We start from the raw sequence: 15,654 nt of genomic DNA on the forward strand, positions 1-15,654 counted from the left end.
GGCTTACATGCGGTTCAGCGTGCCCGTGCATCCGGCAAAGGAGTCGGTCTCGACGCCGAGCCGCTGGAGAACGCTGACGAACAGGTGACCCAACGGCTGATCTTCCTCCTTGGCCGTGCCGCGCCAACCCGCGTCGCTAATGACGCCGGCACCGGGCAGACTGCCGTCTTTAAGCAGACTGACGTACTGGAGGTAGCGGCCGTTATTGAAGCCGAGGTTTTTGCCGCCCGCGGAGACGATGGGATAATTCCGCGAGAGGTGAAAACTGCTGGAGGCCGAGCCGTGCATGGCGAAGGTGTTGTCGAGCATGTTGCCTTTGCCGGTCGGTTCGGGCGTATCCTTGAGCTTCTTCACGAAGCGCCCGAATTCTTCCATCTGATAGCGGTTATAGGTACCGAGGTTTTGCCAACCGTTCGTTTTCTTCACGGCATGCGTCAGGCCATGCGCGCCGCCCAGATCGACGGCCTTGGAAAGCAGATCGTGCGGGCCACCGCCGTTTTCCCGGCCAAGCTGGAACGTCGCCACACGGGTGGAGTCGCTCAGAAAAGCGAGGTAGATCAGGTCGTACATAGTCTGGAAATACTGCTTGGCCTCGGCGGGGCCGGCTTCCAGATGCAGATTCGCCGAATCGATGTCCGGCAACGGCGTGTCCAACCAGTGCCGGGCTTTGGTGAGTCGAACCTCGGTGTCGCGGACGGAGTCCAGATATTGCTGGAGTGTTTCCTGATCGCGCTTGGAGAGTTTGCGTCCGAGCGAGCGGGTGTCTTCGATCAGCAAATCCAGAGCGCTCTTGCTCCGGGCCAATCGGCCGGCGGCTTCCTTGCCATCGGCGACAAACAGCAGGTCGAAGACTTGCTTGGGCTTGTTCATCGCCGGGATGGCGCGGCCTTCCCGGTTAAAGGACTGCGTCTGCGCACCGCGCGGACCGCCGATACCGCCGTTGGTGGACATCACCAGAGAAGCGTGCCGGGTGGCGTCGCCGATGTGCTCGGCGTAGAGCTGATCCAGCGAGATGGAATTCTTATAAGGACCGTGGCCCTTGGTGTCCGCGCCGGTCAGATACTGGTCGGCATTGGAGTGACCGTGCACGCGCCGGACGGCTGGGTGAGAGAGACCAGAATAGATGGTAATGTCCTTGCGCAGCGGTTCGAGGACATCGAGCACCTTGGTGAGTTGGAAATCTTTTTCGCCACCGTGTGGGAACCAGCTCCAGTCTTTCCAGGCCGGATCTTTCCGAATGGGCACCCCGACGCCATCGGGATGATAGACGCTGACAAAACGCTTCGGCGTTGCATTGGCTTTCCGGCCATCTGCCGCAAAAGTCTCGAGCCAAGGCAAAGCCAGAGCGATGCCAGTTCCGCGCAGAAAAGTTCTGCGTGTGAATGCGCTTGCGATGGATGTCCTCATCTCATGAATAGTATACTGATATTGGCCCGTTATTTGGAGTTAAAAATGCGACTTTGAACAAGTAGATGCACCAGATCGCGAAGCCGATCGCCCTGCGTCCTGAACTGCGTCGTTAATTCCTCCACATCCGCGCGATCGGCAAACGTCAGGTGCCGACCCAACGCGTAGGCGGTCAGCTTATGCGTGATGGCGCGGGCGAACTGATCCTGTCGCTCGGCGAGCAGGTATTCCTTCAGGCCGTCCATGCCCGCCAAGGGTTGCTTGTTAAACAACTTCGAAGTGGCGTCCACCGGCTTGCCCTTGATCGTGGTGCGGAAGGATCCCATCGCGTCGTAGTGTTCAAACGCGATCCCCCACGGATCAATCCGTGCGTGGCAGGAATAACAGGCGGGATCATCGCGATGATCGGCGATGCGCTCCTTCAAGGTCATCTTGGCAATCTCCGGATCGGCGAGATCCACCTCGGGCACATTGGGCGGCGGCGGAGGCGGCGGATCGTGCAGCATGCGTTCCAGCATCCAGACGCCGCGCTTGAGGGGATGAGAATCCTTGCCGTCCGAGTTCATCGCCAACACTGCCGCGCCGGTCATCAATCCGCCGCGTTGGTGCCGGGCCTCGAGGGCTACCTTACGGAAATGCAGACCGTGCACATCGGGAATCCGATAATGCTGCGCCAGCTTGGCGTTGACCACCACGTAGTCCGAATGAATGAAATCCATGACACTGCCATTGGCCTGCAGCACATTTTCAAAAAAGGCAACCGGCTCGTCTGCCATGGCGTTCTTGAGCTGATCATCCCGGATATGGTCTACGCTGTTCAGGCCGTCCAGCCCGAGCCATTGGCTGACGAAATGCCGCGTGAACCGTTTGGCGCGCGGATCAGCCAACATGCGGTCCACCTGCACGGCCAACACCTTGGGCTCCCGCAATTTCCCTCGACGGGCCAGATCAAGCAACGACTCATCCGGAATGCTCGACCAGAGAAACACCGCCAACCGGCCTGCCAATTCAAATTCGTTGATCCCCGAGGGCGCCGCCTTGGGCGCCCCGGCATCGCGCTGGGCTAGGTAGAGAAATTCCGGATGCGCCAGCACCGTGGCCAACACTTCGACCATCGCGCCTTCGAACGACTCAAACTGCGGCCGGTATTCGTCGAATAATTTAACATACCGAGCCACTTCCGGTAGGGCGACCGATCGACGCCACGCACGCCCCATGAACCGCTCCAGCACCTCGCGCGCATACACCGCCTCGTCTCCGCGATTCCCGGTCTCGAAGAAAATCGCCGTGTGCGTCTTGGGCGGCCATTGCGCGTAAAACGGCGCGGTGATCTCGACGTGATCAAACTGAACGTGCAGCCCGTTCACCAGAGTCACATTCCGAATGTGCAGAAACTCATCACGCCGCGGGAATGTGGTTTCCAGTTTGCGAAATGGATTGCGCTGAATATCGGCCAGTTGAATGTCGAAATGAACGAACTCCGGTTTGCCTGCCGGCGCCTTGACGAGCACATCCCGCTCGCTGATCACGTTTGAGAAATTCGCATTGTTGCTCGTGTGCGCGCTGAACCCCAACTGCAAACTGGCGTCTCCCTTCAGTTCCTCGGTGGATCGCGCCGCCCGAATGCTGATCCGCATCGTGCCCGCGTCTGGTAGAAACCGATCCAACCCGACCTTCCATTCGTTATTGCGCGGCAACTCCATGTAGACCTTGGAAGAGGGCTGAACCTGCACAGCCGCCGTATCGTCCAGCGGCCGATACATCCCGCCGGAAAAAGGAACGCCCACACCCGTCTCCCGGTTCAGCAGATGGGCGCGCTTGCGGTGATTGGCGTATTTCTCATCGTCTCGACGAAAGACCTTGGCCTTCTGGGACTTGGCGGTTTGCTCGAATAACTTCTCCAACGGCAACACATACTTCACCGTCTTGGGCCGTTCACCGGTCACGATCGCCCGTCGCAATGCTTTCAGGCCAATCTCGCGATAGGTTTGAAACTGCATGGAAGACATCTGCAACAGCTCCGAGCTGTTTTTGAATCCATCCTCCGAGGCCGTCTCCGGCGGCAACCGATCCACCAGCGAATGGTCCAGCCCTAGCAAATCGCGCAGTGCGTAGTCGTATTCGTAGCGAGTGAGGCGACGGAACGACGAACGCCCCTGTGCGCTGCGGGCCACGCGCGAGGCCTGCTGGATCTCGCGGGAAAGCCAATCGATCACCACCGCCCGGTCGGCATCCTGTAAGTGCACCTCGGCATCCTCCGGCGGCATCTCGCCATTGCCGATCACGCCGAACACCTCCAACCACCAGCTCACGTCCTCTCCTTTCAGCAAGTCGGGGTCCAGCGTGTCCACGCGAAATTTCCCCTTCTGCTTGTCCGGCCCGTGGCAACTCACACACGCCCGTTTCAGCACCGGCTCAACCGTCTTGCGAAACCCATCCAAATCCGCCTTCGGCGTCGCCGCCCAAGCCAGTCCGCCCAACATCCCCCAAGCCACTGCTGTCCCAATGAATCTCATAACTGTTCGCGCTGATCAGACCCGCCAATGCCCAAATCCATTCGAAGCTATTTCAATTCCTTCACGCGAATGTTGCGGTATTCCATCTGGCCGCGATCGCCTTCGAGGCCAATGGGGCCAGTAGCGGGCACTTTAAATTCGGCGTTGAGCACTTCGCCATTGCAAGTGCAGTGGGCGACGCCGTCCTTAACCACGGCCACAATTTCGTTCCAGTCCTGCGGCTTGTATTTTTTTAGCTCCTTCCACGGCCCGGCGAGAATGTAGTCGCGGCACTGCAGTTGCGGTCGCCGAATGAACACGCCGCTGTCGGCATTGGGCGTGGCGCGGAACTGGAGTTTCAAAATAAAATTCTTGGGAAACTCGCGCGTGGTCCAGAGCTGCTGAATGCGTCGACCCTCGGGCGGTGTGGTCACCACAAGGCGACCGTTGATCGCGCGGTAACGACCGTCGCTGCTGGCCTTTTTGCCGTCAAAGATGGCGGTCTTTTCCTGCGTGCGCTGATTCCGGAATCCCCAGCCGGTGAGATCTTTGCCGTTGAAAATGCGAACGAAACCGGCTTCCGCTTCAAACGCCGGGCTGAGCGTCTCCACAAACCCATGCGTCGCCAGCAACGGTTGCAGGGCGGCGGCCCATTTGTCGTAGCCGGTCTGGTTCGGGTGCAACAAATCGGGAAACTCCGCCTTCTTGGCGTCGCCCTTCGCATCAGCAAAAAGCATCCACGTGTCGAGTACGGTAACTTGCGGATCGCCTTTCACGGCGGCGAAGTACAGCTGATTGATCTTCTTGATCTGATCAGCCGGACGCTTTTTGGAAGCCGAACTGGGGAACGTGTTGCAGAGAATAATCGGCATCGTAGCATTGTGTTTCTTGAGCGCGGCAATGATGAGCTTGAGGTTGGCGGCAATGACCTCCGGTGCGGCACCTTCCTCGAGATCGTTGGTACCGATCAGGATCACCACGCCCTTGGGATTGAGCGACAGCACATCCTCCTTCAATCGGATGAGCACGCCGCGTGTGGTGTCCCCGCTGATACCGCGATTGGCCACCGGCACGTTTTTGAAATGCCCGCGAAATTGATCGCCCCACCCTTGCGTGATGGAGTCGCCCAGAAACACCAACGCCCCCTGATCCGTCTTCACGCGCTCCGCCCAGCCGCTGCGTTTGCGTTCCCACAATTTCTGGAACCACTCATAACGGCGGATCGGCCCTTCACCCGGCAACCCCTTATCCGTGGCCGGAATGGCAAACTTCGAGGCGCCCACCACATCGAGGGCAAAGACGAGCGATAACAGTAGAAACAAGCGATGCGTTTTCATGCGTCGCAAAGCGTCAGGGATGGATCCGCTCAAGGCAAGCGAGGACTGTGCCGAACCATTGACCGCACTCCGGCGCTATTTCTGCAGGAAAATCTCGCTGGTGGCGATGAGGTGGACGAGGTCGCGGAGGCGGTTGCCGTTTTGGGCGAGAGCGGTGGTGAGGCGGTTGATTTCGCCGCGGTCAATCGGTTCCAACCGACGGCCGGTGGCGTAGGTGAGCATTTTCTCAGTGAGACACCGGGCGAAATCCGGCTCGCGTTTGAGGAGCATTTGCTTGAAGGCGACGATGTCGGCGAGTTCATCCCCATTGGGGAGCATGGTGGCAGGATCAATCTGCGGCCGTCCGTCGGTGCGGTAGTGCGTGCGCCATCGGCCAACGGGGTCGAAGTTTTCAAAGGCGAACCCCATGGGATCAATCTTGCGATGGCAACTAGCGCAGGCTTCGTGGTTACGATGGCGTTCGAGTTGTTCGCGGATGGTCTTGGCTCCGCGTAGATCGGGCGAGAGCGGTTCCACATCGGGCGGCGGCGGCGCGGGCGGCGTGCCGAGGATGTTTTCCAGCAGCCACACACCGCGCACGATGGGTGAGGTGTCGACGCCATTGGCGGTGGCGGTCATCACCGCGGGCATGGTGAGGATTCCGCCGCGGCGCGGATCGCCGGTGGGAACGCGAATCATGCGTTCGCCTGGCACGTCGTCGCGACCGTACATCCAGCGGGCGATATGGGCGTTAAGGAAAGTGTGATCGGAATGGATGAAGGTGGTAATGCGTTCGTTACGCGCAAGCACGTCCGCAAAAAACGCCGTGGCCTGCTTGGAAAGCATCGGCTCCATTCTGCGGTCGTGATAAAAACGAAACGGACCGCCCTTCTCCGGCGGCATCTTGCCGAGCTTATCAAGCCGCAACCACGTAGCCGTGAAATTCTGTTCGAACGCCTCGGCGCGTGGATCCTTGAGCATCCGCTCCACTTGCGCGCGCATGACGGCCGGTTCGCGCAGCTTGTTTTCTGCCGCGAGTCGGAAGAGCGTCTCGTCGGGCATGGACGACCACAGGAAATAACTGAGGCGCGAGGCCAGCACGTGGGTGTCGAGGTCGCCGGTATTTTCGCGCAGATACAAAAAGCGCGGCGAACACAACAGCGCGGTGTAACCAGCCTGTAGCGCGCGAATGGCGCGGGCTTCATCGGGGTTGCCGACAATTTGCTGCGGCGCGGTTTGCGTCACCGACAAAGGCGAACTCGCAATGCCCGGCCCACTCCACGCCAAGCGCAAGCTATTGGGCTGGCCATAGGCAAAATACTCCAGCCGAATGACGTGCGTGCCCTTGGCCAATTGCACCTTACCACGCTTGCTGGAGGCGCCGTGCAGGCCGTCGTGCTCGATGACTTTTTGGCGACCGATCAGAAGCCGCGAACCGTCGTCCGACGCCAGCTCAAACGCATACTCACCAGCCACCGGCGTTTCCAGGCGGCCCTCAAACACCATGCCGTAATGCTCAGGCTTGCGCGCGGGGCGAAGATCGATCAACCCACCGGCCAACGCGCCCTCGGCCGCCGGCTTCAGCTCGTCGAACTTCGGTAACCGGGTCCATTTGCCATGATACACGCGGTATTTCAAATCCTTGATCGCACCCAGCGCCTTGTTTTGCCCCGCCTTGGGATCCGCCATCATGCCGCGCACGAGCTGCACGTACGGCGCCACCTCCGCGTCCGTCACCGACCGGCGCCACGCCCGCGTGGCGAAGGTTTGCAACAGCTGTTCGACATCTGCCTCGCCCACCGGCCCCGTGCCGTACAACGCCGTGTGACTGCGCGGCGGCCATTGATCGATCAGCGGCTCGAGCTTTAGACTGTAAATGCGAACATGCGGCCCGGCATAGCCCGCCTTGAGCAGCACGCGCGCCATCTCCACCGGCCAGGCGTCGTACACTTCCTTCGGCACCGCCTTGCGATCGGGGCGCGGCTTGAATTGCGCCGGATAATATTGTTCCACCAACCGCTCGGCGCGAAAGTTGCGGTCGTACGGACCGTTCTCCCAGCCGACCCACGGCGTCCAGGTGTCATCAATCCACACCTCGGCACTGAACGTCCGTCGCTTGCCGTCACCAGGCAATTGCCACACCTGCACGGCATGCGATGTCGGACCGCCGATACCGCCATTGCGCACATCGGCCAGGTGCAGGCCGATCTCAAACGGCTTACTCTGGTCGGTCTTGGCCAGTTCATCCCACGGATGTTTTTGGTTGTGGCCAGACACCTCCACCGTCACGCGATAACGCGCCGCGGTGCTCACGCCGCCGCCCAGTTCGCGGGGCATCAGCCGACCATCGGAGCCTTCATAATAACGCTGCGTGAGCAGGTCGGATTCCTTGTCAAACTCCTCGCGCGCGACGGTCTCGATCGTGCGCTGGCCCAGTTTGCGACCCTGCACAAACGGTGCGGGGAATACGCGCGGCGTGGTGTCCGGCTTAGGGCCCGTGTGCGTGGCGGCCGCCAGCGTTTCTTCCGCGGCACCCAGCGTGAGCTTCAGCAGAAAATCAGACATCACCAACCGGTCGCCGATGTTGGCAAAGCCCTCGTCCAGTTCGTCCTCAGGAAACAACCGCACCGGATCGTTGCCCTTACGTTCCACCCGCCCGTTGCCGTTATTGTCCACCAACCCGCTCACCGCTCCGGGCCGGTACGCTGCGCCCTTCAGATAAAGCAGATCACGCAGGGTATTGCGCAGTTCGAGACGGTTCAGGCGGCGAATGACCGTTTGGCCGCCGGTGCTTTTGCGCTGGGCATACGCCAACTCCAGCCGCGCACTGAGGGCATCGATAAACTTGGCAGTATCCGCGCGCTCCGGTTGCGCAGCTTTCTTGGGCGGCATCTCGCCGAGGTTCAGTTGATCCAGCGCATCCTGCCAAATCTCCAGCGTACGGCGGTCACTAAGGTCTGTGTCGAGCGTATCGAAGCGGATTTCATTCTTCTGCTTATCCGGCCCGTGGCACTCAAGACAGTGCGTGCGCAAAAACGGCTTGAGCGCCTTGAGGGCGTCATCGGCGCGAGCGGAGCCCAGCGGGATTATAAGGCAGGCCAGCCCTGCGAAGGCAACAAGACGCTGGCGGACTCGCAGGCTCGTCCCTCCAAGCCAAGCGCGGCCGACCTCAATGAAAAATGGAGGGACGAGCCTGCGAGTCCGAAAACGAACGTTCCGCGTCATGACTGCCGCTCGAAGCCGGTCAGGGTGCCGGTGCTGGTGCCAAAGCGGTCGGCTTCCACACCGAAGTTTTGCAGCATGGACAGCAACAGGTTCGCCGCCGGCACGCGCCGGGGGTCCTCTTCCGGATAGATCTTCGACTCACCATGCCGGAAGCCGCCGCCAGCAAGCAGCAGTGGCAGGTTGCGCGTGGAGTGCGTGCCCGTAGCCATGCCGCAGCCGAAAAAGACCATCGTGTGATCCAGCAACGTGCCCCCGTTGATCGGATCCTCCTGCGCCTTGAGTAGGTCGAGTAGGTGCGCCATCTGCGCAGTCATGTTCGCCTCGATCTTCATCAGCGCGGCCGTGTGGCTGTCGCGATTACCGTGATGCGAAAAGCCGTGGTACCCTCCGTTCAATCCAAAATCGCCATTCACAAAACCGGACGACAAAGTAATCGCGCGCGTAGAGTCGGTTTGGATCGCCAACGCGATCAGCTCCACCATCGCCTTCAAGTCCGCCTCCGTGCCCTTGCCTTGCGGCGGCTCGGGATGGTCGGTCTTCGGCTTTGGCCGGTCCACCCACGGTTCCTGTTGCACGATCTTCTTTTCCAGCGACCGCACCGACTCGAGGTATTCCTCAAACTTGTGCTGATCCTGTTTGCCGAGCTGGCCCTTCACGCCCTTCGCCTGCTCTAGCACCACATCGAGAATACTGCCGTGCAGCTTGAATTGCTGCCGTTGCTTGGCCTTGTCCGCGGCCGCTTCTTCGAGGAATAAGGCGCGATAGGTTTGCCGTAAATCAATCGCGGGCACCTGCACGCCCGTGCGCGTGAAGCTCGTGAGATTTCCTTCATTCACCCGGACCGTCAGCGAAGGAAACCGCGTGGCCGCGCCGACATGCTCGGCCATCTTCTGGTCGAGGCTGATGTTCCCCTCCGGAAAGCCCGCCGCCAAGTGCGGCCGCACGCCACTGAGCAACACCGGCACGCCCTGATGCCCGCCCGTGTTGCCGTGGTCCAGATTGGAGAAAACCGTGAAATCCTTGCGATGGCGTTCCAGAGGCTTGAGCGTCGGCGTTAGCGCATAGTCTGCCCCTGCCGTGCTCGGGAAAAATCCTTTCCGATAAATGCCGTAATTGTTCGACAAACAAACAAACCGCTTCACCGGCCCCTTGGCCCGGGCGGCCTTCTGCGCCGCGCGCACTTCTGGCAACGATTCCAGCAAGGGCAACGCCATCGCCACTCCCGCGCCTTTCAGAAATTGCCGCCGGTTCGGACTGAAATTCTCCATGTCCAAAAGTGTGATGGAACATCCGGAGTAAATCAAGCCTCCACGTTCATTTTTGCCGACCCAGAAACGCCTCACGTTTTTCGGCCCATTTCACGTGGCGATCGAAGATGATGCCGTACTGTTTGTAGCTGTGATACGGCACGCTCTCCTTCTTCCACGCGGCCACGGCGGCATCGTAGGTTTTGCGCATCTCGGCGAGGGCTTCCCGGGCGTCACTATCGCGAAGTACATTGTTCAGCTCCAAGCGATCCTTAGCGAGATGATAGAGTTCATCGGCCGCCTCCAGTTCGCCCTCAGCGTAGGGCCAATAAATGTATTTCCAATCCTTGGTCACCACCGAGTAGCTGTGCACCGCCTTCGGGCCCCACACATTGATCAACGGCAATGACTGATGCGTCTCGGCTTTCGGATCGTTGTAGAGCTTCAGCAAACTGCGGCCGTCCATGTTTTGCGGCACGGGCAGGCCCGCCAGTTCGAGGAGTGTCGGCGCAAAATCCACGTTGCCCGTGAGCGAGGCGCAGCGCAAACGTTTGCCACTGTTGGAATGGCGCGGATCAAACATCAACAACGGCACACGCGAGGCTTCCTCGTACGGCAACACCTTGGAGCCGTACCCGTGCGAACCGCACAGGAACCCGTTGTCCGAAGTGTAAATAATCACCGTGTTATCCGCCACTCCATGTTCGTTGAGCGCATCGCGGATCATGCCCACGGCCACGTCGATGGCGTAGATTTGCTGGTGATATTTCGCCATCACGCCATCGTAATTCTTGTCGTAATCCCAACTACCAAACCGTTCGTACTGCCGGCCCATGGTGCTTTGCTTGGAAAAATGGTTACCCGCAGCCCGACCGTAATTGGCCGGCTTGGGAAATTTCTTGCCGGCGTACACATGATCGAACTTCGGATCCGGATCAACCGGCCGATGGGGCGCTTTGAAGCTGATCGACAAACAAAACGGCGCCTGACCTTGCTTGGCGTCTTTCGCCATATCGCGAATGAAATCCTGCGCAAAGGCACCGTAGGACAAGGTCGCGTGCGGCCATTTTTTCGCGTACGCCTTCATCGAAGCATTTTTCGACGTCACAAAACTCGTCTGGCCCGGACCGCCACCCCAGCGATCGAAGTCCGACGCAGGCAGCCACTTGTCCTTACCGCCCGGCTGTTTGCTCACCTCGAACCCAAACTTGCCCGCAAACGCCGTGCGATACCCAGCCTGCCGCACCAGCACCGGATAACTCCGCCGCCAATGCCCTTCCAACATCGTGCCATGCTCAAAGTTGCAGCCGGTTTTGTACTCGAACATCCCCGTCATCACGTTCGCCCGACTGGCCATGCAAATAGCAGTGGTATCGTAATGCGCGTCGAAGATCATCCCGTCCGCACCCAGCCGATCGAGATGCGGCGTCTGCACGCCCGGCGCACCGTAGCAGCCCATAGTACGTACGGCCTGATCGTCGGACAGCAGGAAAATAATGTTCGGTCGTTTGTCCTCGGCGGACACACTCAAGTGCAGCAGAAAAAGGAAACAGAATAAAAAGCGCATGTCCATTTGTGCGCCTGCGCGGGCCGCTACGTCAATCCTTCACCGGTAGCACCCACTCCAACCGCTTAAACACCGGGCGCGGGCCCTGCCAAGGTTCAGCGGCCACTTCCACCGGTTTCGCGCCGCGAAGCGTGGTCTTGGCCACGAGGCCAAGTTCATCCAGCTGCACCCAGTTCTTGAGCGGCTCGCCATCGGTCACATTCTTAAAATCCGTCAACGCCAGCGACAAGGTCTCAGCTTTGCCGCCTTTCAGTTTCATCTCGGCCACGTACGTCCGTTTTTTGCCTCGGTACTGCCGCCAGGTGTTTTCGTGCAGCACCACACCGAGGACATTTGGCTGCTCGCTTTGAATGGTCAGCGCCAGCTTCGCGCCTTGCGGCCCGCGCCATTTCGGGTCGGTCACCTTACGCGTCCAATGCTGCCACAGCGGACGATGATTGCCATTAATCGTGTACCAATCGCGAAAGCCGTTTTGAAAATCATCGATCACCCGCTCCGGCACGCCCATCGGCCGCACGCGCGTTTCCTTCAGCGCTTCGCTTTTCAACGCATGCAACTGCGAGCTGATGCACACCTCCGAAACATCCCCGTGATGCGGCAGACTGACCGGCTTGGGCAACGCATAATACACGTTGGCAAAGGCAAACAACGGCCGGGCCAACGTCTCCAATTCCAACCCCGCCTGCCAATGGCCGCCGAGGTTCAGCGCATCGGCGCTGCGCCAAAAACGCGAGCGCGGATCGGGATCCACCGAATAATAAATCTCCACGCGCTTCACCGGCAACCCCTTCGCCGGGTCGACATACAACACGGCCGTTTTGCCCAATCCCAATTCGCTCTTCGGCGTGTCCGGCAGTGTCACGCCGCCTTTCAAATGTTGATCCAACCACAGAATGCGCGCCACTTGTTCCTCGGGATTGAAGCGATGATTGAAATGCGGCGCGAACACAAACCGCTGCGGCACCTCCTTTGGCACCCGCGCGCCGGTCGCGTACGTGGCATCCATCTGCCCGTGGAAATCATTGCTCGCCCCCAAGTGCAGCAGCGGCGCCTTAATGCGCGGCGCGTAAAACTGATAGCCCATCGTGCGCCGGAACAATTCACGATCACCCGTGACCCGCCGAATCTGTGGCGGCACATGATAGTACGGATCGAGCCGGAATCCCGTGCCGCCTACCGAGGGCGACGCCACCTTCACGCGCGCATCCGTGCCCGCCACGTACATCGTGAGATTGCCGCCCATCGAATGCCCGCGAATGCCCAGCCGTTTGCCGTCCACCTCCGGTTGCTGCTCCAGAAACGTCAGCCCGCGCCGGCAGCCGATCGTGAGTAAAAACCAGTTACAATTCCGCGGCGATTCCTGCGCATCCAAAAAACGTTTACCCGGCAATACATTAAAATATCCCGGCACATTATTCTGCGTTGGATCCACCGCGCCCCAGTCCGTGTTCGCCTCACCCGGCTTCGCCCCTTCCATCGCCCGCCCGCCCCAGTTCACCGACAACGCCGCGTAGCCGCGCCCCGCATGATACTTCACCAAATGCAAATTCGCCCGCTGCCCGCCACCGTGCATGTGCAACACGCCCGGCAAATTCTTACCGCCTTTAGGCGCTGCATAAAACGCCGCCATCCAAGCCGGCTTCCCCTTGAACGACCCGATAAAATAACGCACCACCCGCACCACCACGCCATCCTCTTCCCATTCCCGCACCACCTCCGTGCGCAACGGCTCCTTCCGCGGATCATAATCCGCCCAAAGCGCCGCCACAGTCTGCGGCACTTGTTTGAGCGGCGGCAACGAATCCGCCGCGCGAATCGTCACTCCCAAAATGAAAATCAAAAAAAGAAAAATGCGCATCAACGAAATCTAGTCGCCAATCCGCTCCACGCCAAACAAATCCAGCTTGTCATCCGTGGATAATATAGGCGCACCCCGAGACAACGCTTCCGCCGCCAGATAGCGGTCAAATGGATCACGATGATGCCAAGGCAAAGCCGCCGCCCGCTGCATCACCGCCCAGCTCATCGGCTGCACGTCAAAGCCCTGCGACCGCAACAGCTCCGGCAAGTCCGGATCATCCGCGTGTTCAAACTTCAATTTGCCCAAGCTCGCCTTGATCGAGATCTCCCACAAGCTCGCCATCGACACCACCGATCGCCGCGACGCATCCTCAATCAACCGCGCCGCCCGCCGCGGCAAACTCCGATGCCCCTGCACAAAAAACAGCAGCACATTCGTATCCACCACCTGCTCGGTCACCGACTGCCCTTGCGTTTGGTTTTGTAGCTCCCCTTCGGTTCAGCCGCCTGCAAAACCACCGGCTCATCACCGAAGAAATCCTCAAAGCCCATGGCATCCGCGTCAAAATCTCGAGCCATCCGAAATGAAGTCGATTTCAGGCAACCCCGCTTGGGCGCCCGGCCCACGGGCGGATGCAGCTCCGCCACCACTTTCCCGTGCCGCGTCAATGCCACCCCTTCGCCGGTCGCCTCCATTCCCGCCACCAGCGCCGACAGCGTCGTCTTCGCCTCATACAGCCCAACCTCTTTCATGCAAACAAACTAGACCAGTCTAGTCTGTTTTGCAACCGGATATTCATAATTTCCCCGAACGAACGCGCTCTCGTACCACCCGCACCAATTCGGCCGCGTATTCTTCAATCGAAAACTCCACCGCAATTCCCGCCGTTCGCGATTCCACCCACTTGCGCGTTATGCGCGGCGGATCTCGGTATGGCATCTATCCCGCCAGCCTATTGTCATCTCATCGCCGAAATTCGGGCCTCATAAACGAGTTAACAATTTTGGTTTTCGGTGGGTGCTGGCAAGTGAGTGAAGCGGGTGGATTACCACCATTTTACTGCCGTTGCTCGCCTTCAAATTCACCGGACACATACCGATGCAGCACACTGGAAATCAGCGTCTGATACGGCATCCCAAAACGGTTGGCGCGGCGCTGGAGTGACGCCAAGTCGCGCGCGGAAATGCGAATGTTAATCCGCTTATCCTTGTTCAAGGTGTTGCGCGCCGCCTCCTGAAGTTTGCGCTGCTCGCGAGCATTGGGCGCAATGCTTTCGAGCAGGCCATCCTTCTCCAATTGCAGCAGTTCCTTCTCGTAATTATCCAGTTTCTTCATCTTGATCTTTCAGCAGGCGGCGTGTGGCAACCCGGCTGGGAATGATCGTTTTCAGAAATGTCTTTCCCGCCGATTCCACGCAAGGCACCAAGTAAATGTAGTTATCAATCCGGACGAATAAAATTTTTTGGCCCGGATATTTCCGCTGGTTCGGATGCTTGGCTACCTCCAACACATCCCCTTGGTCGATGTGGAAAACCACTTCCTGAAACCCCACCCCACGCTCACGGCGCAGCTTGGCATCCTTTTCATCCGACCAATCGAACACCCAGATAATTTACCCCACGTGTGCCGAATGTCAACACGTGCGTGTGCTTTTTGTCATCACAACCGCTTCGGGTTGAACGGGGTCGTCGGCACTTTGCCGCTGGCTTTGGGCTCGAGAAGTTTGCGGAGGCGTTTCATGACGGCCTTGGCTTCGGCGTCGGGTTTCAGGGCGAGGTTGTTGAATTCCATCGGGTCGGCGGCGTGGTCGTAGAGTTCCAAACCGGCCTTGCCTTCGGCCCAGTCGCTATAACGCCAGCGGTCAGTGCGGATGCTGCGGCCCATCACGGGCTTGGCCAATCGCTTGTCTGCCGGGCGCAGCACCTGCGTGATGGCCGTGCCGTTCCATTCGGCGAGGGGATTTTCTAGCAATGGCTTGAGACTGCGGCCTTCCAATCCTTTTGGATTTTTCAATCCGGCGAGATCAGTCAGCGTCGGGTAAATGTCCACGAACTCCACGATGCGTGTGCTGGCGGTGCCGTTGCCTTTCATGCCGGGAGCACGGATGATGAGCGGTGAGCGGGCGGATTGTTCGAAGAGCGTGCGCTTTTGCCAAATGCCGTTGTGCTCGCCGAGGTGATACCCGTGGTCACTCCACAGGACGACGATGGTGTTGTCGGCCAGTTCCAATTGATCCAGCGCGGCCATCAGCCGGCCGACTTGCGCGTCCACAAACGAAATGGTTGCGTAGTACGCCTGCAGCGCCTTGCGTAGCGTCAGCTCGTCCAAGTTGTAATGCGGCACAGGACAGTTGTGCGCGAAGGCGGCCGTGGGAATGTCATCGCGATCGCCCTTGGGCGCGTACGGCAGGCGCATGTCCTTGAGCGGGTACATCTCGAAATATTTCTTCGGCGCCACATACGGTGTGTGCGGACGGAAGAAACCGACCCCCAGAAAAAACGGCTCCTTCTTTTTAGCCGCCATCAACTTGATAGCTTCAGTGGTGATCATGCCGTCGGTCTGTTCCTCATCCGTGCCCTCCGCGGCGAGCCAACTG

12 protein-coding genes are annotated in these 15,654 nt (G+C 59.5%); all 12 read right to left on the reverse strand.

Translation table 11 applies throughout. The annotated features are described in order from the left end of the window. Positions 1–3: 3 nt before the first annotated feature. Positions 4–1,407: a DUF1552 domain-containing protein gene (locus H8E27_11755; protein MBC8326288.1), complete on the reverse strand. Its 1,404-nt coding sequence runs from the start codon at positions 1,405–1,407 to the stop codon at positions 4–6. 29 nt (positions 1,408–1,436) lie between these two features. Continuing rightward, complete coding sequence (locus H8E27_11760) at positions 1,437–3,923, reverse strand: DUF1592 domain-containing protein (GenBank protein ID MBC8326289.1); 2,487 nt, start codon at positions 3,921–3,923, stop codon at positions 1,437–1,439. Positions 3,924–3,970: 47 nt separating this feature from the next. After that, a complete protein-coding gene (locus tag H8E27_11765) occupies positions 3,971–5,239 on the reverse strand; it encodes a DUF1080 domain-containing protein (protein ID MBC8326290.1) in 1,269 nt (422 codons plus the stop codon). 75 nt (positions 5,240–5,314) lie between these two features. Then, a complete protein-coding gene (locus H8E27_11770) occupies positions 5,315–8,443 on the reverse strand; it encodes a DUF1588 domain-containing protein (protein ID MBC8326291.1) in 3,129 nt (1,042 codons plus the stop codon). Continuing rightward, positions 8,440–9,711: a DUF1552 domain-containing protein gene (locus H8E27_11775; protein ID MBC8326292.1), complete on the reverse strand. Its 1,272-nt coding sequence runs from the start codon at positions 9,709–9,711 to the stop codon at positions 8,440–8,442. The genes H8E27_11770 and H8E27_11775 overlap by 4 nt, the downstream gene beginning before the upstream one ends. A 46-nt stretch (positions 9,712–9,757) precedes the next feature. Further along, a complete protein-coding gene (locus H8E27_11780) occupies positions 9,758–11,263 on the reverse strand; it encodes a sulfatase (protein ID MBC8326293.1) in 1,506 nt (501 codons plus the stop codon). Positions 11,264–11,288: 25 nt separating this feature from the next. Continuing rightward, entirely contained in the window at positions 11,289–13,115 is a 1,827-nt protein-coding gene (locus H8E27_11785; GenBank protein MBC8326294.1) for an acetylxylan esterase, read from the reverse strand. 9 nt (positions 13,116–13,124) lie between these two features. Further along, positions 13,125–13,517, reverse strand: a complete 393-nt coding sequence (locus tag H8E27_11790) for a type II toxin-antitoxin system VapC family toxin (protein MBC8326295.1) — start codon at positions 13,515–13,517, stop codon at positions 13,125–13,127. Continuing rightward, positions 13,514–13,810 (reverse strand): type II toxin-antitoxin system Phd/YefM family antitoxin, encoded by a 297-nt coding sequence (locus H8E27_11795; GenBank protein MBC8326296.1) that lies wholly within the window; start codon positions 13,808–13,810, stop codon positions 13,514–13,516. The genes H8E27_11790 and H8E27_11795 overlap by 4 nt, the downstream gene beginning before the upstream one ends. Before the next feature lie 304 nt (positions 13,811–14,114). Then, a complete protein-coding gene (locus tag H8E27_11800) occupies positions 14,115–14,399 on the reverse strand; it encodes an antitoxin (GenBank protein ID MBC8326297.1) in 285 nt (94 codons plus the stop codon). Then, on the reverse strand, positions 14,377–14,667 hold the full coding sequence (locus H8E27_11805; protein MBC8326298.1) for a toxin: 291 nt from the start codon (positions 14,665–14,667) through the stop codon (positions 14,377–14,379). The genes H8E27_11800 and H8E27_11805 overlap by 23 nt, the downstream gene beginning before the upstream one ends. A 50-nt stretch (positions 14,668–14,717) precedes the next feature. Next, positions 14,718–15,654: sulfatase (locus tag H8E27_11810; GenBank protein ID MBC8326299.1), on the reverse strand; the 937-nt coding region annotated here is incomplete at its 5' end.

The sequence above is a fragment of the Limisphaerales bacterium genome, from assembly GCA_014382585.1.
Classification (GTDB): Bacteria; Verrucomicrobiota; Verrucomicrobiia; order Limisphaerales; family UBA1100; genus JACNJL01.